19 protein-coding genes are annotated in these 18,491 nt (G+C 71.3%); 5 read left to right on the top strand and 14 right to left on the bottom strand.

What is annotated here, in order from left to right; all coding sequences use genetic code 11:
• Positions 1-261: 261 nt before the first annotated feature.
• The 7 genes from AB0M36_RS13210 to AB0M36_RS13180 form a co-directional block, all read right to left on the bottom strand.
• A complete protein-coding gene (locus AB0M36_RS13210) occupies positions 262-1,359 on the bottom strand; it encodes a tetratricopeptide repeat protein (RefSeq protein ID WP_364156127.1) in 1,098 nt (365 codons plus the stop codon).
• Positions 1,360-1,993: 634 nt separating this feature from the next.
• The gene (locus AB0M36_RS13205; RefSeq protein WP_364156124.1) at positions 1,994-2,197 is read right to left on the bottom strand and encodes a DUF397 domain-containing protein; all 204 of its coding nucleotides are present in this window, start codon (positions 2,195-2,197) and stop codon (positions 1,994-1,996) included.
• Positions 2,198-2,616: 419 nt separating this feature from the next.
• Positions 2,617-2,763 carry a hypothetical protein gene (locus AB0M36_RS13200; RefSeq protein WP_364156121.1) on the bottom strand — a complete coding sequence of 49 codons (147 nt, stop codon included), beginning with the start codon at positions 2,761-2,763 and terminating at the stop codon, positions 2,617-2,619.
• A gap of 23 nt (positions 2,764-2,786) precedes the next feature.
• Positions 2,787-3,299 (bottom strand): hypothetical protein, encoded by a 513-nt coding sequence (locus AB0M36_RS13195; RefSeq protein WP_364156118.1) that lies wholly within the window; start codon positions 3,297-3,299, stop codon positions 2,787-2,789.
• A gap of 257 nt (positions 3,300-3,556) precedes the next feature.
• Positions 3,557-4,462 carry a helix-turn-helix transcriptional regulator gene (locus AB0M36_RS13190; RefSeq protein ID WP_364156115.1) on the bottom strand — a complete coding sequence of 302 codons (906 nt, stop codon included), beginning with the start codon at positions 4,460-4,462 and terminating at the stop codon, positions 3,557-3,559.
• 436 nt (positions 4,463-4,898) lie between these two features.
• A complete protein-coding gene (locus AB0M36_RS13185) occupies positions 4,899-5,516 on the bottom strand; it encodes a TetR/AcrR family transcriptional regulator C-terminal ligand-binding domain-containing protein (protein WP_364156112.1) in 618 nt (205 codons plus the stop codon).
• A gap of 46 nt (positions 5,517-5,562) precedes the next feature.
• Positions 5,563-7,143, bottom strand: a complete 1,581-nt coding sequence (locus AB0M36_RS13180) for an MFS transporter (RefSeq protein ID WP_364156109.1) — start codon at positions 7,141-7,143, stop codon at positions 5,563-5,565.
• Positions 7,144-7,321: 178 nt separating this feature from the next.
• Between AB0M36_RS13180 and AB0M36_RS13175 the strand changes: the two genes are divergently transcribed.
• A complete protein-coding gene (locus AB0M36_RS13175; RefSeq protein WP_364156106.1) occupies positions 7,322-8,080 on the top strand; it encodes a SigB/SigF/SigG family RNA polymerase sigma factor in 759 nt (252 codons plus the stop codon).
• 110 nt (positions 8,081-8,190) lie between these two features.
• Here AB0M36_RS13175 and AB0M36_RS13170 read toward each other — a convergent pair whose 3' ends face one another.
• Positions 8,191-8,532, bottom strand: coding sequence for an anti-sigma factor antagonist (locus tag AB0M36_RS13170; protein ID WP_364156103.1), 342 nt, complete (start codon positions 8,530-8,532; stop codon positions 8,191-8,193).
• A gap of 84 nt (positions 8,533-8,616) precedes the next feature.
• Positions 8,617-9,762, bottom strand: a complete 1,146-nt coding sequence (locus tag AB0M36_RS13165; protein WP_364156100.1) for a branched-chain amino acid ABC transporter substrate-binding protein — start codon at positions 9,760-9,762, stop codon at positions 8,617-8,619.
• A 99-nt stretch (positions 9,763-9,861) separates the two neighbouring features.
• Between AB0M36_RS13165 and AB0M36_RS13160 the strand changes: the two genes are divergently transcribed.
• Positions 9,862-11,919 carry an EAL domain-containing protein gene (locus tag AB0M36_RS13160; protein ID WP_364156097.1) on the top strand — a complete coding sequence of 686 codons (2,058 nt, stop codon included), beginning with the start codon at positions 9,862-9,864 and terminating at the stop codon, positions 11,917-11,919.
• Positions 11,920-11,926: 7 nt separating this feature from the next.
• Here the strand turns inward: AB0M36_RS13160 and AB0M36_RS13155 are convergent, their stop codons facing one another.
• Entirely contained in the window at positions 11,927-13,582 is a 1,656-nt protein-coding gene (locus tag AB0M36_RS13155) for a glycosyltransferase family 39 protein (protein WP_364156094.1), read from the bottom strand.
• 35 nt (positions 13,583-13,617) lie between these two features.
• On the opposite strand from AB0M36_RS13155, the gene AB0M36_RS13150 reads away from it, so the two are divergent.
• Positions 13,618-13,887, top strand: coding sequence for a DUF2277 domain-containing protein (locus AB0M36_RS13150; protein WP_364156091.1), 270 nt, complete (start codon positions 13,618-13,620; stop codon positions 13,885-13,887).
• Between the two features lie 3 nt (positions 13,888-13,890).
• Here the strand turns inward: AB0M36_RS13150 and AB0M36_RS13145 are convergent, their stop codons facing one another.
• Positions 13,891-14,610: a hypothetical protein gene (locus AB0M36_RS13145; RefSeq protein ID WP_364156088.1), complete on the bottom strand. Its 720-nt coding sequence runs from the start codon at positions 14,608-14,610 to the stop codon at positions 13,891-13,893.
• A gap of 82 nt (positions 14,611-14,692) precedes the next feature.
• On the opposite strand from AB0M36_RS13145, the gene AB0M36_RS13140 reads away from it, so the two are divergent.
• Together AB0M36_RS13140 and AB0M36_RS13135 are read left to right on the top strand one after the other, a co-directional pair.
• Positions 14,693-15,061 carry a metalloregulator ArsR/SmtB family transcription factor gene (locus AB0M36_RS13140; RefSeq protein WP_364156085.1) on the top strand — a complete coding sequence of 123 codons (369 nt, stop codon included), beginning with the start codon at positions 14,693-14,695 and terminating at the stop codon, positions 15,059-15,061.
• Positions 15,054-15,686, top strand: coding sequence for an SRPBCC family protein (locus AB0M36_RS13135; RefSeq protein WP_364156082.1), 633 nt, complete (start codon positions 15,054-15,056; stop codon positions 15,684-15,686). The genes AB0M36_RS13140 and AB0M36_RS13135 overlap by 8 nt, the downstream gene beginning before the upstream one ends.
• A gap of 1 nt (position 15,687) precedes the next feature.
• Here AB0M36_RS13135 and AB0M36_RS13130 read toward each other — a convergent pair whose 3' ends face one another.
• From AB0M36_RS13130 to AB0M36_RS13120, 3 genes are all read right to left on the bottom strand, one after another.
• Positions 15,688-16,248 (bottom strand): sigma-70 family RNA polymerase sigma factor, encoded by a 561-nt coding sequence (locus AB0M36_RS13130; protein WP_364156079.1) that lies wholly within the window; start codon positions 16,246-16,248, stop codon positions 15,688-15,690.
• Positions 16,245-16,988: a YcnI family protein gene (locus AB0M36_RS13125; protein WP_364156076.1), complete on the bottom strand. Its 744-nt coding sequence runs from the start codon at positions 16,986-16,988 to the stop codon at positions 16,245-16,247. The genes AB0M36_RS13130 and AB0M36_RS13125 overlap by 4 nt, the downstream gene beginning before the upstream one ends.
• Before the next feature lie 88 nt (positions 16,989-17,076).
• Positions 17,077-18,435: an ATP-binding protein gene (locus AB0M36_RS13120; protein ID WP_364156621.1), complete on the bottom strand. Its 1,359-nt coding sequence runs from the start codon at positions 18,433-18,435 to the stop codon at positions 17,077-17,079.
• Positions 18,436-18,491: the final 56 nt, after the last annotated feature.

The following is an 18,491-nucleotide window of genomic DNA, read 5'->3' as shown; positions in this document are numbered from 1 at the left end:
GACCAGCACGACCGGCGCACCACCAGCCCAACGGAAACGCCGACCAGCACGACCGGCGCACCACCAGCCCAACGGAAACGCCGACCAGCACGACCGGCGCACCACCAGCCCAACGGAAACGCCGACCAGCACGACCGGTGCCCGACCCGTGCCCCACCGGTGCCCGACCCGCGGCCCCGCCGGCCCAACGAGTGCGCCGACCAGCACGACCGGCGTCCGACGAGCCCGACCGGCACCCCACCAGCCCGACGGGAACGCCGATCAGCCTGAAGGGTGGCCGCGGTCACGCCGGCCGTGGCGGTCGCGGGCCGGGAGGATCCTGCCCGGCCGGTGACCGGGCGGGTCGGCGTCGGGCCGGCCGGCGTCCTCGGCGGGCCGGCCTGCGTCCTCGGCGGACCGGCCTGCGTCTCCGGCGGGCCGGCCGGTGGCCCCGGCGGGAAAGTCGTCCATAGACGCCAGGGACGCCTCCATTCTTTCGATGGCTCGGCGGTCGTCGAGCTGGTGCAGGACCACGAGCAGCTTGCCGGCCGTGGTGTCGAAGCGGGCGAGTGCCTGCGCCCGTTCGCCGGCTGTGCTCTCGGCCAGTTTCCGGCGGCGGTACTCGAGGCAGGTCGTCAGGAGCCGGCGGGCGGCGTCTCGTTCGCCCAGCTCGGAGTGGGCCGTGGCCAGCGACTCCATGGAGGACAGGGTGGACTGGTGACTCTCGCCGAGGGTGTCGCGGCGGGCCTGGTAGGTCGCCTCCAGCACCCTGCGGGCCGTGGAGAAGTCCTCGAGCTGGCCCAGGACGACGCCCAGGTTGTGTGCGGCGTTGAGGGTCTCCGCGTTTCGCTCGCCGAGAAGGTCGCGCCGGGTGGCCAGGACGTGTTCGTACAGTGCGCGGGCGATCGGGAGGGCGCTCTCCTCGGTCAGTTCGCCGGCGATGTCCGCCATGACGCGCAGGGTTCGAAGATGGTTCTCACGCTCGGCTCGCACGCCGTCGGGCTGTTCGTCGTGGCCCGCCCGGGGTTCCGGCACCCGACGGCGGGCGCCTCCGGTGGAGGGTGTTGGCGCCGTCGCGCTGAGGCGGTCCCAGGCCGCACCGACCTCGCCCATGAGGTCGTCGGGGACGCCGCAGAACCGGGCGAGGGGGAGGAGGACGGCCGGACTCGGAATGGGTTTGCGTCCCGCCAGGAGATTGTTGACGCTGCTCCGCGAGAGCCCACTGGTGCCCGTCGCCCGATCGGCGACCTGCCGTTGCGTCCGGCCACGTCGTTCCCTGACCCAGTCGAGCACGCCCGCCAGGGCAACGACGGTCTCCGCGTCGCGCAGTCTGCGCGGCAGTTCGTCGCCCAGCCTGCGCAGGAACTCATCGTCTCTCATGACTAGACAACGCTTCCGACCCCCGTCTCGCACCGACCACGCGTGCGTCTCGTCCTGTCCACCGGCGACCCGTGGACTGTCCACCGGTGACCCGTGGACTGTCCACCGGCGACCCGTGGACGCGGCGGGGACGACCCGTGGCCGTCCAGGGTCGGCTCCCGCCGCCTGGAGACATCGGGACACCGGCCGTGGCCGTCTCCTGTGTCCAGCATCGGGCTCCACCGCGAGGACAGCCTCACATTTCTTGTCATCCCCGGCAGGAGCTGGGGGAACACGACAAGATCCGAAATGAGGGATCCTCCGGTGATCCAGCTGCGCATCCTCTCCCACCACATCGCCATCGAGCCAACGCACCGAACCCGGACATCCCCCGGCCCGCTGCTTGCCTGGTCCGGGCCGTCAGGTCTCCCGGGCGGACTGACACCGCTCCATCCGCTCCTGGCGTGCCACCTCGGCTCGCCGAACCGAGCCCGCACCGAGGGACCGGTCGTCTCACCCGATCGTGGGTGCGGCCTTCATCCGATCCCGGGTATGTGCCCGTATCAAGAACCGACCGTCCTCCAGCACAGAACCCGATCACCGGCCAAAAACACCGAAGGTCCCACGACCCAACCCCGAAGAACACCTACCGCCGTCAAGGGCCGAACGTCTCGGCCTTGATCGCTGAAAGGAAGCGACACCACTGCGCTGGATCAAACTCCAAGATCGGACCGCACGGATCCTTACCGTCTCGTATCCGCACCATGAATTCGTCGGAGGTGGACACTTCTACGCAGTTACCCGTACCGCAGCGGGAACTCTTTCGCCACCCGGTCTGCGTCGACGGCTTATCGCCCAACGTGCCTCCCTGATTGGCGGCCGGCCGTTCATGCGCACGCGCCGGTCAGCGATCTATGTTCTCGCGGTGATCGGCGATCCGACGTACCAGAGAAAAAGGATCGCCGACGGTCAAGTATCTGGCAGGCAAGAGTGTAGATTCCTTTCGATGGCACGGCTAGTCTGATGAGGACGGTCCAAGAACAAGAAATGAAAGTCCCCGATCGGGGTACGCCGTAGGGACGCAAAATGACGTACTGGCCTGGTCTTTCTTATACGATCCAGGTCGTCAGGAGGACAGACCGCCGCACGCGGTCGCGGCGCGATGAGGTGGCTGGTGCGCAGTAGCTCTACCCAGGGGCGGACGCCCGTTCGACGGAAGGAGCCACGTATGCGACAGCGGCCGAAGGATGATCCGGCGTCGCCCGTCCGACTCGCCGTCTACGGCACCTGCGCGGGGACCGCCGCCATCGGGCTCGGCCAGGGACTGGGATCAGCGCTGTTCAGCGCGGCGACGGCGAGGTTGATCGCGCTAGCCGTCATCGCCGCGCTGGTGAGCGTCGCCGCGGGGATGGTGTGTGATCCCATCCTGTCCCGCTGGCAACGGATCGCTAATCTCCTTCATCGTCGCGATAATTGACATCGCGCGTGACATTTTCGCCACGGACATTTTCCCGACGGGTGACATCCTCTTGGCGCGCGCGCCTCAACGCCCAGACGAAGAGGGTCACCATCGAGGTCGCCATGACGGCAAGCACCTGCGCCGAACGGAAGAACGCGGCCACCAGCAGGATGCACGGGTAGATCAGCGTCAGGGCGTGCACCAGCATGCGGGCATTGGTCAGCACCCCGTGCAGCAGACCGACGAAGCCACCCGACGGCCGCACAGGGCCACCCGACGACCCGGGCCGAACAAAGCCACCCGATGGCCCAGGCCGCACGAAGCCGCCCGACGGCCCAGGCCCGACGAAGCCACCCGACGGCCCAGGCCCGACGAAGCCACCCGACGGCCCGGGCCCGACAAAACCACCCGACGGCCGAACGGATCCGTCCGCCGCCCGGTAGGTCGCCAGCTCCCCGCCGAGTCGCGGGGTGGGTTTGCGGAAGCCGAGCTCCCGGTCCATCTCAGCCACCGTCGGCCACCGGTTCACGGTTACGCACCCGCGGACGTGACCCGAAGCGGGCGTTCACCGAGGCGACAGGAAACGAGGCGACAGGAAACGAGGCGACAAGGGACGAGGCGACAAGGGACGAGGCAACAAGGGACGTGGGAGACGTCGCGGAGAGCGGCACGTGGGCACCCGCGTCGATGTTCGTCCAGGTCATCCGCGTCATCCGCGTTTCCTCCCGTCAGTCCACCCTGTTCGCCCGCACCGGCCGGTCAGCCGATGGCGGCGATCACGTCGTCGAGCAGCGCGTCCAGCTCCGCGCCCTGCAGCGCGCAGGCCTGCAGGCTCTCGAAGTTCGCGGCGAAGCGTCGGACCTGCCGCTGATCGTGCTTGGTCAGGAACTCCCCCGCCGCGTTCTCCAGATAGAGCAGCGGAAAATCATCCGGATCGGGGAAGTTCAGAATGACGAAGGGCCCGCTCATCCCCACGTGGCTGCCCGCACCGAACGGCACCACCCTCAGGTCCACCCGGGGGTGCCGGCACATCTTCTTGAGGTGTTCCACCTGGGCCCGCATGACGCCGGCGTCACCGGCCTCCGCGCCCACCGCCCGGCGCACCGCCGCCTCGTCCAGCACGAACGACGCCTTCGTGATGCCGCCGTCGTTGAAGATCTGCTGACGCAGGGCGCGGAGGTCGACCATGCGGCGGATGCGGTCGAGCACGGACTCGCGCTCGTCGTCGGCGAGCGAGGAGATCTGCAGCAGGGTCCGCAGAACGGCATTCGCGTACGCCGGAGTCTGCAGGAGACCCGGGATGTACGAATTCTCGAACTCCAGCATGGTGTCCGCCGTTATTTCGGCCTCGAGGTAGTCCCGGAAATCCTTCGAGTGGATGTCGCTGATTTCCGGGAGGCTGCGTTGCCGGGCCAGTTCGGCCATTTCCGTCAGTTCCTCTACTAGTTCGTTCTCGCGGATATCGTAGATCTTGAGTAAGGCGAGAAGGTCCGTGTAGGAAATGCTGTTCTCGCCGCTTTCTATCCGGTGCACCTTGGACTGCGACCAGCGCAGCTTTCCGGCGACCTGCGCCTGGGTGTAGCCGATTTTCTGCCGAATTCCGGACAGTTTGCGGACCAGGCGCTTGCGTTCCAGGGCGGACCTGCGCCGCTCTCCTATACCCATGTCATTGTCCCGCTACTCTCCGTAAGTGCATCTGTCTGCGGGTCATCGCCGTGCGTCCAGCCTAGCTCAGCCGCGCTCCGGGTATCGCAGTCTGCATATCGCAGGTCGCATGTCGCAGAAACTTGTGACCAGCAGGTTTGAGTTCCTCGGCGGTGGGTATAGGCGCCGCGGTCGCAGCGCCTCCGTCACCATCCCCGGCTTACGTGACGTGCGGGCCCCCGGGGGGCCCATCGGCCGTGAATGGCCCTCACATTGGCGGGCGCTCGAGGGAAGCCCGGGCAATTGCGTCGCTGTGAGTAACGGGCTTGCGGGCTTGGGGCCGGCGGCAATGCGGTCGCCGTCGGTATCCGACCCGGCCGGATACTCTCAGGAACTCCTCAGCTACTCAGCCCTGGCATTAATCTGAATGCCATTCAGCACAGCGAATGTTCGGTGGTTACCGCCCGGCGGCACCGCGGAGCACCGCGTCGACGAGCGCCTCCGCGTACCCTTCGATCGGGACCGCGGGGTTCCAGTGCAGCATGTTCTGCGCGATCGTCGGGCCGACGAGCATCAGCAGCGTCAGCTCCACGTCGAGGTCGCTGCGCAGCTCGCCGCTGGTGATGCCCCTGCGCAGCACCTCGCGCATGACATTGCGGCGGGGTTCGATCACGGCCTGGAAGACCGCGTGCATCTCCGGGCTCTTCACCATCTCGGGTATCAGGCAGGCGGTCACCCGGCCGTACTGCTCCATGCGGGGGTTGCGCCCCGAGGCCACCAGCATGATCAGGTCATCGCGGACCGACGTGCCGGCGAGGACGGGCAGCGGGCCCTTCATCCGGCCCACCGCGTCGATGAGGAGCGCCTCCTTGTTGGGCCAGCGCCGGTAGATCGTCGCCTTGCCCACGGCCGCCCGCGTCGCGACCGCCTCGATCGAGATCGCGTCGGCGCTCTGCCCCTCCGCCAGCAGCGCCGTCACCGCGTCGAGGATGGCCTCGGCGGCCCGGGCGTCGCGGGGCCGGCCGGGTGCCTTGCGGCCCCGGCCGGCGTCCTCGTCCACACTGACCGTCGTCATGGGCTCCATTGTTACCGAGCCTCTCACCGCACGCCCACGGCGCCCGTCACGCCTCGACCAGTTCGAGGCCCTGCTCCTCCGCGAGTCCTTCGGCGGTCCCGGCCGGGGGCGCGTCCGCCGGGCGCCGGCCGGGCAGCCAGATCGCGGCCACCAGGGCGCCGAGCAGTGTGAACGCCGTGGTGCCGATGGAGGCGTAGTGCACGGCGGTCAGGAACGCGTCGTTCGCCTGCTGGATCAGGGCCGGCCCGGCGGGTCCGGCCTGGGCGGCCACCCCGTACGCCCCGGAGATGGACTCGCTCGCGGCATCGCGAGCGCCGGCCGGCAGCGCGGCCGTGGCCTCGCTCATGCCGTCGCGGTACGCCGAGGAGAGGATCGCGCCGAGCACAGCCACGCCGAGCGCGCCGCCCACCTGCCGGACGGTGTTGCTGACGGCCGAGCCGACGCCGGCCTTCTCCCGGGGCAGCGCGGCCATGATCGCCTCGGTGGCGGGCGGCATCACGTTGGCCATGCCGACGCCCATCACGAAGAACAGCGCGCCGACGATCCAGATCGGCGTGGTGGCGCCGACGAACAGCCAGCCGGCGAGCCCGAGCGCGACCAGCAGCTGGCCGACCACGCTGACCGCCTTCGGCCCGAAGCGGGCCACCATCGCGGCGCTACGCGGCGCGAACACCATCTGGCCGACGGCGAACGGGACGAACAGCGCGCCCGAGGCCAGCGGGCCGAAGCCGCGGACCAGCTGAAGGTAGAAGGCGCTGAAGAACATCGAGCCCATCGCCGCGAAGAAGACCAGGCCGATCACGGCGGTCGAGGCGGAGAAGCGGCGGTTGGTGAAGAGCCGTACGTCCAACGACGGGTGCGGGATGCGGCGCTCGTACAGGACGAACAGGGCCAGCACCACCAGGCCGCCGACCAGCGTGCCCCAGGCGCGCGGCTCGCCGAAGCCGGCCTCGCCGCCCTCGATGACGCCGTAGGTCAGCAGGCTCAGGCCCAGGATCGACAGCAGCACACCGATCACGTCGACGCGGCCGGGCTTCGGATCGCGCGACTCCGGGACGAGGACGCGCACCAGGATCACACCGGCGATGACCACGGGCACGTTGACCAGGAAGACCGAGCCCCACCAGAAGTGCTCGAGCAGCAGGCCGCCGACGATCGGGCCGATCGCGACGCCGAGGCCGACCGCGCCGGCCCAGACGCCGATGGCCCGGCCTCGCTCGTGCGGTTCGAAGACGTTGGCGATGATCGACAGGGTCGCCGGCATGACCGCGGCGGCGCCGAGCCCCATCAGGGCCCGGGCCCAGATCAGCTGGTCGGCCGTGTCCGCGTACGCCGACAGCAGCGACGCCAGCCCGAAGAGCGCGAGCCCCACCATGAGGCTGAGCCGCCGGCCGAACCGGTCGGCGAGGATGCCGGCGGTGAAGAGCAGGCCCGCGAAGACCAGCGTGTACGAGTTGATCGCCCACTCGAGCTGACCCTGGCTGGCGCCGAGGCCGGCGTGCGGGTCGGCGATGGTGCGCATGGCGACATTGAGGATGGTGTTGTCGAGTACGACGACGAGAAGGCTGATGACCAGCACGCTGAGAATGGCCCAGCGGCGCGGGTGCCCGGTCTGCGGTACGTCCATGTGGTGCTCCCCCGGAGCGACTTACGATACGGAACAGTTCCGTATCCGTTAGCACCGTAGCCGCCTCGGCCGCGATACGGAACGGGCTCGTATCGTATTGTGGTCGCGATCACGCGAGCCCCAGTTGCGTCGATTTCTGCGTCGTTTATTCCGGGCAACCAGGGGTAAGCCCACCGCCATGACGCTCACGACGACCCAAGTGGATGGCGCGGAGCTCCTGCGCCTCCTGGCCACAGCCCCCACCGGACCGGAGCGCACACGGCTGCGCGACGAGGCCGTCCGCGCCTGGCTCCCGCTCGCGCAGCACCTCGCGCACCGCTACAGCGGCCGCGGCGAGCCGGACGACGACCTGCTCCAGACAGCCATGGAAGGCCTGATCAAGGCGATCGACCGGTTCGATCCGCACCGCGGTGTGGAGTTCGCCGGATTCGCCATCCCGACCGTGCTCGGCGAGATCCGCCGACACTTCCGCGACCGCACCTGGTCCATCCGGGTGCCTCGGCGGATGCAGGAGCTGCGCATGGCCATCACCGAGGCCGGCAACGTGCTGCCGCAACTGTTGGGCCGCTCCGCCACGGTCGCCGACATCGCCGCCCATCTCGCCACCACCGAGGAGGAGGTGCTCGAGGGCATCGAGGGCGCCCGCGCCTACAGCGCCAGGAGCCTGTCGACCCCGGTCACCGAGGACGGCACGACGTCACTCGGTGACCTGCTCGGCGCGCACGACCACGACCTGGAGCTGGCGGAACTGCGGATCGCGCTCGGGCCCGCGATGGCGGCCCTCGACGAGCGGGAACGGATGATCCTGTCGCTGCGCTTCTACGGCAACCTCACCCAGACGGAGATCGCCGACCGGATCGGCGTCTCGCAGATGCACATCTCCCGACTGATCGCCCGCGCGCTGGCCAAGCTCCGCACAGCACTCAATGCCGGCTAGACAAGGCGAAGCGCCAGGCAAGCAAGGCGAAGCGCCAGGCAAGCAAGACGAAGCGCCAGGCAAGCAAAGCGAAGCGCCAGGCAAGCAAGACGAAGCGCCGACCAAGCGGACTAGAAACGCCGCCCCACCGACGCCGCGTCAAGCCAGTCGGAGACGCCGGTGATCTCCAGCACCCGGCGCACGATGCCGCCCGCCCCCTCGGTCCGCAGCCGGACTCCCCGATCCGCCGCGTCGAGCGCGGCCCTGACCAGCGACGCGACACCCATGGCGTCGAGAAACGTGACCGCCCGAAGGTCCAGGACCACGTTCCGCACCCCAGGCCGCCGCGCCGCGCGGGCAACCACGCCCTGCAACTCCTCGGCCGACTCGACGTCCACCTCTCCGCGCACAGAAAGGCAGGCGACCCCGGCGTCGGCGGGGTGCTCGACGATCGCGAACGGCGGCACAGGCATCGAAGTGCACTGTAGAGGCTACATGCTTGCTATAGAGCAACGGTTACGCATCGACGCGCCCATCTCGCCCGAAAGTGTGCCGGATCAGGATCCCGAGGGCTGGGGAACGCGCGTGAAGCTCTTCCCGGCGGCGTGCAGCAGCAGGAAGCTCGGCGTCTTGCGCGATCCGTCCGGGTTGAAGCTCACCTGTCCCGACATCGCCGTCAGGTCCGTCTCGGCGATCGCCTTGCGCACCGCCTCCCGATCGGTGCCGCCGGCCCGACGGATGGCGTCGAGGGCCACGTTGACGGCGTCGTACGCTTCGACCGTCGACGGACCCGGATCGGAGCCCACGACCTTGCGGTAACGCTGCGACCACTCCTTCAGTTCGGGCATGAGCTTCGGCCAGATCATGGCGGTGCCGTAGAGGTCCCGGCTCTCCGCGGCGTTCAGGCCCTCGAGGAGGGGGCCGTCGGTGGCCCCGTCGCCGACCAGGATCCGGCCGTCGAATCCGCGGCGGCGCAGGTCGGTGATGAGCTGGTTCGCCTCGGCGTAGTAGCCGGTGTAGTAGACGACGTCCGCACCGCCCCGGACTACCGCCTCGGCGATCCGGGTGTAGCTGGGCGCCCCCTGGCTGAGCTCGAGCTCGCTGCTGACGGCCAGGCCCTCGCGCTTGGCCGACTGGACCGTCGAGCGGGCGAGGGTGACGGGGAAGCTCGTGCCGTCGTGCACCACCGCCAGCCTGGTGCCGTCGAGCCGTTTCGCCCAGTCCACCGCGAAGTCCGCCTCGGCTTCGACCGTGCCGCAGATGAGAAAGACACTGTCGTACTTCGGTGCCAGCAGGTCGGTGGAGTTCGACTGCGCGACCACCATGGGTACGCCCGCCGTCCGGAAGATCTTCAACGTGGGTACGGTCGCGCTGGAGCAGTACCCGCCCACCGACACCGCGATGTCCTTGGCGACCAGATCGCGGGCCGCCGTGACGGCGGTCCCCGGGTCGCACGCGTCGTCGCCGACCACCAGCTCGACGCGCCGGCCGAGCACGCCGCCCTTCGCGTTCGCCTCGTCGACCGCCATCGTGGCGGCGTTCACCATGGCCTCGCCGGACGGGCTGCTGCGCCCGGTGAGCGGCACGAGCGTGCCGAGGCGGATCACCTCCGCCGCCGGGACGCTTACGCTCTTGGTGTCCCCGGAGCTCGCGCAGCCGGACGTCACCGCCATCAGGAGTGCCGCCGCGGCACCGGTCACCATGCGCATAATATCCTGATCGGTCCGTTTCTCAGGCACCTGAGAGCTGTGATCGAGAGGGCATTCCCTTGAGCGGCCACCCCAAATGCCGATCAGTGCCTCGTGGTCAGGCCCTCTGGTGCGTTGCGCACCCGCGTCATCGGCTTCGTACGCCGAGGCGCCGCGACCACCGCTGCCCTGGCCGCGGTGCTGCTCGCGCTGGCGGCGTACGTGCTGCAGGGCACGCTGCACACCACCCGGGCGACCGAGGAGCAGCAGCGTGCGCTGGTGGTCGCCGCCCTGTTCACCGAGGCCCGGATCGCCATCGCCATGCAGGAGGTGAACCTGCGGCACTACCAGGTGGAGCCCTCGGTCGCCGTCCGGAAGCGCTTCGACCGGGTGGCCGAGGAGGCCGACCGGACCCTTGCCCAGGTGGTCGAGACCGGTGACGGGCGGGCCCGCGTCGACGCCCTGCGCCTGCGGGAGCAGCAGACCGCCTACCGTGGGCTCGCGGCGCACCTGATGGCACTCGTCGCCGACAGCGACCCGCGACACGCGCAGCTCGATCGCCTCGAGGTCACACCCGCGTTCTACTCGCTGCAGGACGACGTCGACCATGTGGCGCGCGCCTACCACGACTCGGCGCAGCAGCAGGTGACCGCGCTGCGCCGTACCCAAGGAAGATTGTTGGCCGGCACCGCGGTCGGCTTCGCCGCGGGCCTGGCCCTGGTCGGCATGATCATGCGGCTCGTGCTGGGCTATCAGCGCCGGCTGGTCGAGCAGGCCGACGAGAGCCGCCACCTGGCCCTGCACGACCCGCTGACCGGCCTGCCCAACCGCACCCTGTTCGGCCGGCGCCTCGGCGCCGCGCTGCGTGACGCGCACACCGGCGAGCACGAGATGGCGCTGATGGTCGTCGACCTCGATGGCTTCAAGGCCGTCAACGACACCCTCGGCCATCACGCCGGCGACCAGGTGCTGCTCGAGGCCGGCCGGCGGCTGAGCGCTGCCGCCGGCGAGTCCGGCGTCGTGGCACGCCTCGGCGGCGACGAGTTCGCCGTGCTGCTGCCCCAGGTGACGGACCTCGACGCGGCGACGGCCCTGGCCGAGCGCATGGTGGAGGCGCTGCGACGCAACTTCGTGCTCGACGAGGGACCGGCGGCGATCAGCGGCAGCCTGGGCATCGCGCTGGGCGGCGCGGACGCCTCCGGCGAAGAGCTGTTCCGCCATGCCGACGCGGCCATGTACCGGGCGAAGGCCAGCGGGTGCGGGGTCGCGGTCTACGACGCCCGCGCGGACACCGGCACGCAGGACCGCATGCGGCTGTTGGCGGAGCTGCGCGGCCTGCTGGACGACGGAGATCCCCAGGGTCGGCTGCGGCTGCACTACCAGCCACAGGTACGGCTCAGCGACGGCGTCGTCACCTCGGTGGAGGCCCTGGTCCGCTGGGAGCACCCGGAGCGGGGGCTACTGCCGCCGGCGGCGTTCCTGACCATCGCCGAGACCAGCGGCCTCGAGGTGCGCCTGACCTGTCACCTGCTCGCCCTGGCGGTCCACCAGGCCGCCGCCTGGCGACTGGCGGGCACCCCCTACTGCGTGGCGGTCAATGTGTCGCCGGGCTGTCTCGTCGACGCGGGCTTCGTGCCGGCGGTGCTGAACACCGTGGCGGCGGCCGGGCTGCCGCCCGAACTGCTGCGGCTCGAACTCACCGAGACCAGCATCATGGCCGACCCGGCGAGCACCGTGCGAGCCCTGTGCCAGATCCGCGACCACGGCGTCAGCGTGTCCGTCGACGATTTCGGCACGGGCTTCAGCTCGCTCGCCCAACTGCGGCAGGTGCCGGCCGACGAGCTGAAGATCGACCGGATGTTCATCAAGGAGCTGGGCCAGGACGCGGGCACCCCGGACGCGGTGATGGTCCGCAGCGCCATCGACCTGGGCCACAACCTGGGTCTGTCGGTGGTCGCCGAGGGCGTGGAGGACGCCGGCGCCCTGATCCGCCTGCGCGACATGAACTGCGACTACGCGCAGGGCTTCGCGCTGAGCCGGCCGGTGCCCGCGGACAAGCTGCCGGAGGCCTGCACCCGCGCCGAACACACGGCCCGCGCCGCGATGGCGGCCGGCGACCGGGCCGGCGGGCAGCCGTCACCGGGTCGCCACCGGGCCGTCGCCCGCCCCTGAGCCCCGGTCACGGCCGCCGGAAGATGCTGATCGAGTGCCCCACCTCGTCGATCGGCTCGCCGCTGGTGCGCAGCAGGGTCGCGAGCTTCCCGGTGGCCTTCGCGATGGAACTGTCCGAGACCACGAGCAGGCCGTGCACGTCCTCGGGGGGAACCTTGAGCGGGTTCTTCGCGCTGATCCCGTACGCCTCGGGCACGCCCGCGCCCTTGTAGACCAGCCACACCGGTTCGCCGGGATATCGCTCCCGCAGCCGGTCGGCGAGCCGGCCCAGGTCCTGCCCCCAGTCGACGTTCGAGTCGTGCAGGCGCAGGTGGGTGCGCTCCGGCCCGCCGAAGGCCTCGTTCGAGTACGGCAGGTAGTACGGGAAGGTCCGCAGCGAGCTGACCGCCACCAGGACGGCGAGCACGCCGGCGGTGACGGCCGCCCACCGCCACTTCAGGGCCACGACGGCCGCGGCCGCGACGGCCAGGAACATCGGCATGAAGATGGCGTACCGGGTGCCGAAGTCGCGGGCGCCGGTCATCGCCACGGCGAGCAACAGTGCCGGAAGGACGAGGACGTAGGGCGCCGCCGACCGCAGCCGGGGCACGGCGAGCAACGCCACGGCCCCGGCCGCCAACAGCGCCAGCATGCCCAGCGGCGTCTTCACCAGCAGCGCGGCCGGCAGGTAGTACCAGAGTGAGCCCTGGTAGTGACGGCCGAAGAGGAAGCCGCTGAAGGTCGAGTCCTCGAAGGCGAACTGCACGCGCATGCCGTCGCGATACGCCTCCGGCAGCGGCAGCAGACCGGTGAGCAGCCCGCGCAGCCCCTCGTCGGGCAGCCCGGGCGGCGGGGTCCAGCGCAGGCCGGGGTCGACGGCGAGGTAACTGAGCCACACGATCACGACCGCGACGACGCCCACCCCGGCGGCCAGCGCGAGCCCGCGCAGCCGCTCCCGCGTCGCCACCCCCCGGCGCCACGCGGGCGTCGCCAGCAGGGCGAGCAGCAGCACGACCGGCACGGCCGGCAGCACGCTCATCCGGGTGGCGAGCGCCGCGCCAAGGGCGGCGCCGGCCAACGCCAGCAACAGCGCGGTGCGCTTGCCCGCGCGGGCCCGCCAGGTCAGCCAGACCGCCGTCAGGAGAAAACCGATCGCGGGTACGTCGAGGGTCGCCAGCGAGCCGTGCGTGATGACGTCGGGCGAGAAGGCGTACAGCGCCAGGGCCAGCACTCCCCCGGCGGCGCCGGTGAGGTCACGGGCGAACGCGAACACGACCAGCCCGAACAGCAGGGTGAGCACGATGATGGGGAGCCGGGCCAGGAGCATGAGCTCGTCGGGATCGTTACCCGCCTCGTACAGCACGTGACGGCCGAGCGCGGTCTGGTCGCCGCGGAACGCCGGATCCAGCTCCGGTGACGCGAACGCCAGCCCGGCGGCCATGAGCAGCTTGCCCAGCGGCGGGTGCTCGGGGTTGTAGCGCAGGCTGTGCTGCTCGAGGTAGGTGACGGCGGTGCCGACGTAGACCGGCTCGTCGATGGTGGGCGTCTGCTGCACAGCGGTGGTGACCATCGCGACGGCCAGCTGGGCGAGCAGCAGCACCGCGAGCAGCGGCACGAGCCATCGCCGGCGCGGCCGGGCGGGGGCCGGCTCGGCGGTGGTGCGCTCCTCGACGTCCGTGGTCACCGCTGAAACCTACCCGGCGCGGTTACGCTCGGCCCATGTGCCGAAACATCCGTCAGCTGCACAACTTCGAGCCGCCGGCCACCGAAGAGGAAGTTCACGCGGCCGCGTTGCAGTACGTCCGAAAGGTCGCCGGCTCGACGAAGCCCTCCCAGCGCAACCAGGCCGCCTTCGACAAGGCCGTGGCGGCGGTGGCGGCCGCGACCGCCGCGCTGCTCGACGATCTGGTCACCGCCGCGCCACCACGGGACCGGGAGATCGAGGCCGCCAAGGCGCGCGAGCGGTCCCGGCAGCGCTACGCGTCGTAGTCCTCACCCGGTCCGCAGCGTCGCGTCGTACAGCGTCAGGTACCACGGCGAGTCGGTGAAGTCGGGTCCGGTCTGCTCGCCGATGTAGGCGTCGATGTGCTTGTCGCCGCCGAGACCCGGCGTGAACTCGTCGGTCACCGTCCAGCGGGCGTCGCGCAGTGCCGCGCAGACGGCTTCCGTGGCGCGCGAGCCGTCGTCCTGGTGGCCGCATCCGGTGATCCGGAAGCGCGTGCCCCGGGCCAGCACCTGCGGATCGGCGGCGGCGGAGACGAACGGCCGCAGGGCCCGGCCGGCGGTGTCGCGCGGCTGGGTGTCGAGCCAGTAGCCGATGTCGTGGGACCAGTTCAGATACTCCCCGCCGGCCGTACGCCCGGTGCCCTCCTCCTGGACGGCCTCGACGAAGTCGGACTTGTACGCGCCGAGGTCCTCGTCGCCGTCGGCGCAGTCGAGCCCCGGGCACCCGGTGACGGTCTCGGGCTCGCCGGAGTGGTAGTTCTCCACCGCCGTGTAGTAGACCGTCACCTCCCATCCTCCGGTGGCCGGCGCCGCGGTGGCCGTGACCGGTTCCCGGGTGGTCCGGCGGGGCGAAGGACCGGATGGCAGGCCCCATCCGGTGTCGGCCGAGGCAGCCGGCGGTGGCACCGGCTCCGGCTCCGCGCGGGGCGCGTCCCCGTCGCAGCCGGTCAGCAGCAGGACGGCCGCCAGGACCCGCGCCGATCGCATGGCCCGATCCTCCCAAGATCGGCGGCACAGCACCCAGAATTAAGCACTGGCTTATATAAGTTGCACCTGATAATCTCGGCGCGTGCACGCGTTCGACGTCCTCGGCGACCCCGTACGCCGCCGCCTGCTGGAGCTGCTCGCCGACGGTGAGCGCTCCTCCGGGGCGCTCACCGAGGTCATCCGGGCCGAGTTCGGCGTGTCCCAGCCCGCCGTCTCCCAGCACCTGCGGGTGCTGCGCGACAACGGTTTCGCGACGGTGCGCCCCGACGGCGCCCGGCGGCTCTACGCGGTGCACGACACCGCCCTGCGCGAGGCCGACGCCTGGCTCGGCCGGTTCCGCCGGTTCTGGACGCCCCACCTGGACGCGCTGGCCACCGAGGTGGCCCGCGGCAAGCGACAGCGGCGCCTCGCCGCCCACGACGACGACAACCCGGGAGCAGCCCATGATTGAGGTCAAGCAGCAGATCAACGAGGTGCGGCGGACCGTCGGCGACCGCCGCCTCGAGGCCGGCGAGGCCAAGGTGGCCACGATCAGCCAGGTCTACGACACCGACATCGAGGACCTCTGGGAAGCGGTGACCAGCGCCGAGCGCATCCCGCGCTGGTTCATGCCGATCACCGGCGAGCTGCGCGAGGGCGGGAGCTACCAGCTGCACGGCAACGCCGGCGGCACGATCAGCCGCTGCGAACGCCCGACCGGCTTCGCCGCCACCTGGGAGTACAACAACGAGGTGAGCTGGATCGAGGTCCGGCTCACCCCGGAGAGCGACGGACGCACGCGCTTCGAGCTGGAACACGTCGCGCACGTCTCCGCCGAGCTGTGGGACCAGTACGGGCCGGGCGCCACCGGCCTTGGCTGGGAGCTGGGCCTGTGGGGCCTGGCCAACCACCTCACCGACCCGGCCACGGCCCTCGACCCGAAGGACGGCCCGGCCTGGATGGCGTCGCCGGAGGGCAGGGAGTTCATGCGGCTCAGCGCCGACGCCTGGGCCGAGGCCGCCATCGCGGCCGGCGACGACCCGGAGCAGGCCCGGGCCGCCGCCGAGCGGACGTACGCCGCCTACACCGGCGCCTGACTCAGCCGGTGCCCGTCACCCGGTCGTCCGCGCCGGCCAGGTGGGTCACCAGATCCTCGCGGGCGCGGGCGACCCGGGACCGGATCGTGCCCACCGGGCAGCCGCAGACCTCGGCCGCCTCGGCGTACGACAGGCCGAGGACCTGGGTCGCCACGAACGCCTCCCGTCGTTCCGGCGCCAGGCCGGACAGCAGGTCACGCAGGGCCAGGTGTTCCTCGAAGCGTGGCCGGTCGGCGGCCGTCGCCACATCGGCGGCGGCCTGCCAGTCCTCGACCGGGGCGAGCCGGGGCCGCACCACGGCCGCGCGCACCTGGTCGACCGCCACGCGCCGGGCGATGGTGTAGAGCCAGGTGCGGGCGCTCGAGCGGGCGGCGAAGCCGGGCAGGCTGCGCAGCGCCCGCAGGTAGGTCTCCTGGACCAGGTCGTCGAGCTCGCCGGGGCCGGCCAGGTGGTGCAGGAAGCGGCGCACCTGGCGCTGGGTGGCCCGGACGAACGCCGCCGCCGCGTCCGCGTCGCCGCGGCCGGCGGCCAGCGCCCAGCCGGTCACCTCCTCGTCGGTCACTCCGCCGACGTGCCGGCTGGCTTCGAACCCGTGGCGGGTGCGGCCGTCGCGCCGGAGCGCCGGTACGCGAGCAGGCCCAGGACCAGCGCCGCGAGAGCCAGAGCGATGCCGATGATGCCGACCCACGGTGCCTTGTCGTCGCTCTTGTCGGCGGTGGCGGTCGTCGTCACGGTGGGGCCGGTGGCGGCGGCGGGCGCGTCGGCGGCGGCCGCGGTGAGCTTCAGCACCGGCGCGGGCTTCTCCGGATCGGTGCCGTCGGTGGTGGGCTCGTCGATCCACCGCACGATGGTGTTGTCGGAGTAGGTCTGCAGCGCCTTGAAGACGACCTTGTCGACCTTCGGCAGCGGGCCGATCGACACGTCGAACTCCTGGAACTGCCCTGGCTTGATCGCGGCGTCGCCGGTGGCGGTCCAGGTGATCTTGGAGACGGCCTCGGTGATCGGTGAGCCGTGCGCCTGGATCGGCGTCGCCAGCTTGGCCTTCACCGCGACCATGGTCCACCCGGCGACCGGCTTGAGCGACACCGACGCGAACGGCGTCTCGGTCGGCAGGTTGACCTCCACCTTCGTGGTCGACGCCGTGTCGGACTCGTTCGGCACCCGGAAGGTGACCTTGGCGTACCCGCCCTGGATGGCGGAGTTCGCGTTCACGGTCACGTGCGCGGCGGCGGGGGTCGCCAGGGCAAGGGTGAGCGCGGCGACGGCTGCGCCGATCGCGGCCGAACGCTTCAGCAGGGACATCTCAGGGCCTTCCGACTCAAGTGGTCCCGGCGGGGGCGCCGGGCACGGTCATTGGTCGGCCGGGCAAGGTGAAAAGTTCCCGCGATTTTCACCGTACGCGGGCAGCGTCATCAGCCGGCGGGGAAACGGCGGCTTGCCCCGGCAGGCACACCTCGGCGTGCAGCCCCGGCGGCGGGACCGCCCCGCGCAGCGTCACGGTGCCGCCGTGGCGGCGCACGAGCTCGCGCACGATGGCCAGCCCGAGGCCGGAGCCGCCGGCGTCGCGGGCCCGGGCGTCGTCGAGCCGGGTGAACCGGTCGAAGACCCGCTCGCGGTCCGCCGCCGGAATGCCCGGGCCGTCGTCGACCACGGAGATCCGCCTGTCCGTCCCGTCCGGGCGCACCTCGAGGCGCACCGACGACCGGGCGTGGCGCACGGCGTTGTCCAGCAGGTTCGCCACCACCCGGCCGAGCGCGTCCCGCTCGCCGGTCACCAGCAGCGGCACGGCCGGCCGCTCGTACGCCACCTCGTAGCGCGCCGCCACCTCGGCCAGCAGGCCGCCGAGCTCGATCTCCTCGGTGGCGGGCCGCACCGCCCGGGTCGTCGCGTCGTCCGCACGGGCGAGCAGCAGCAGATCGTCGACCAGCCGGCTGAGCCGGTGCACGTCGGTGAGCAGGTCGCCGGCGAGCTCCGGCCAGTCGGTGCTGTCCGGCAGCCGCTGAGCCACCTCCAGCTCGGTGCGCATGTTGGTCAGCGGACTGCGCAGCTCGTGCGCCGCGTCCGCGACGAACGACCGCTGCCGGGCCCGGGCGGCCTCCAGGCGGTGCAACATGTCGTTGAGGGTCACGGCCAGGCGGTGGATCTCGTCGCCCGAGTCCGGCACGGGCAGCCGCCCCGGCCGCGCCCCGCCGGTGATGTCCTCCGCGCCCGCCCGCAACGCCTCGACCGGGCGCAGCGCCGCGCCCACGACCCGCCACGCCACCAGCGCGAGCAGCGCCACCAGCGGCGGGAACGTCACCAGCAACGTGATCCGCAGCAGGTGCACGCTCTGCGTCAGCTCGTCGGTGGGCCGGGCGACGAGCACCGTGACGCGGCCGTCCGGCGGCCCCGCCGTCAGGGCGACCACGCGGACCTCCCCCTCGAAGCCGATCCGGGAGCCGGGGATGGGCCTGCCCTCGCCGTCCGGCAGCTCCCGCAGCTCGCGCGGATAGAGGATCGGCACCAGCCGGTCGGTGCCCGCGGAGCCGAACAGCACCTGGCCCGCGGCGTTGACGACCTGCACGCGTACGGCGGGAGCGGCCGGCAGCGGGTCGGCAAGCGTTCCCGTGTCCGCCAGCACGGCCACCGACCGGGCGGTCTCGAGTGCCTCGGTGTTGGCCGTGCGCATCAGCGCGTAGTGCATCGTGGCGACGAGCACGGCGCCGCCCGCGGCCAGCCCGACGAAAAGCACGACGACGGACACGAGCAGCAGGCGCGCCCGCAGACTCAACCGGCTCAGTTTCAGCCGGCCCAGGCTCAGGCCCA

The organism is Actinoplanes sp. NPDC051346, assembly GCF_040682215.1.
Taxonomy (GTDB): Bacteria; Actinomycetota; Actinomycetes; order Mycobacteriales; family Micromonosporaceae; genus Actinoplanes.
Note: the sequence above shows the minus strand (reverse complement) of the source record. Positions and strands in the feature narration are given on the sequence as shown.

What these genes read in the sequence shown, in the direction of transcription:
- AB0M36_RS13210 (WP_364156127.1), bottom strand. Translation starts at nt 1,359, where the DNA reads ATGAGAGACGATGAGTTCCTGCGCAGGCTGGGCGACGAACTGCCGCGC.
- AB0M36_RS13145 (WP_364156088.1), bottom strand. Translation starts at nt 14,610, where the DNA reads ATGCGATCGGCGCGGGTCCTGGCGGCCGTCCTGCTGCTGACCGGCTGC.
- AB0M36_RS13185 (WP_364156112.1), bottom strand. Translation starts at nt 5,516, where the DNA reads ATGACGACGGTCAGTGTGGACGAGGACGCCGGCCGGGGCCGCAAGGCA.
- AB0M36_RS13125 (WP_364156076.1), bottom strand. Translation starts at nt 16,988, where the DNA reads ATGTCCCTGCTGAAGCGTTCGGCCGCGATCGGCGCAGCCGTCGCCGCG.
- AB0M36_RS13165 (WP_364156100.1), bottom strand. Translation starts at nt 9,762, where the DNA reads ATGGTGACCGGTGCCGCGGCGGCACTCCTGATGGCGGTGACGTCCGGC.
- AB0M36_RS13195 (WP_364156118.1), bottom strand. Translation starts at nt 3,299, where the DNA reads ATGGACCGGGAGCTCGGCTTCCGCAAACCCACCCCGCGACTCGGCGGG.
- AB0M36_RS13135 (WP_364156082.1), top strand. Translation starts at nt 15,054, where the DNA reads ATGATTGAGGTCAAGCAGCAGATCAACGAGGTGCGGCGGACCGTCGGC.
- AB0M36_RS13175 (WP_364156106.1), top strand. Translation starts at nt 7,322, where the DNA reads ATGACGCTCACGACGACCCAAGTGGATGGCGCGGAGCTCCTGCGCCTC.
- AB0M36_RS13150 (WP_364156091.1), top strand. Translation starts at nt 13,618, where the DNA reads ATGTGCCGAAACATCCGTCAGCTGCACAACTTCGAGCCGCCGGCCACC.
- AB0M36_RS13180 (WP_364156109.1), bottom strand. Translation starts at nt 7,143, where the DNA reads ATGGACGTACCGCAGACCGGGCACCCGCGCCGCTGGGCCATTCTCAGC.
- AB0M36_RS13190 (WP_364156115.1), bottom strand. Translation starts at nt 4,462, where the DNA reads ATGGGTATAGGAGAGCGGCGCAGGTCCGCCCTGGAACGCAAGCGCCTG.
- AB0M36_RS13200 (WP_364156121.1), bottom strand. Translation starts at nt 2,763, where the DNA reads ATGGGATCACACACCATCCCCGCGGCGACGCTCACCAGCGCGGCGATG.
- AB0M36_RS13170 (WP_364156103.1), bottom strand. Translation starts at nt 8,532, where the DNA reads ATGCCTGTGCCGCCGTTCGCGATCGTCGAGCACCCCGCCGACGCCGGG.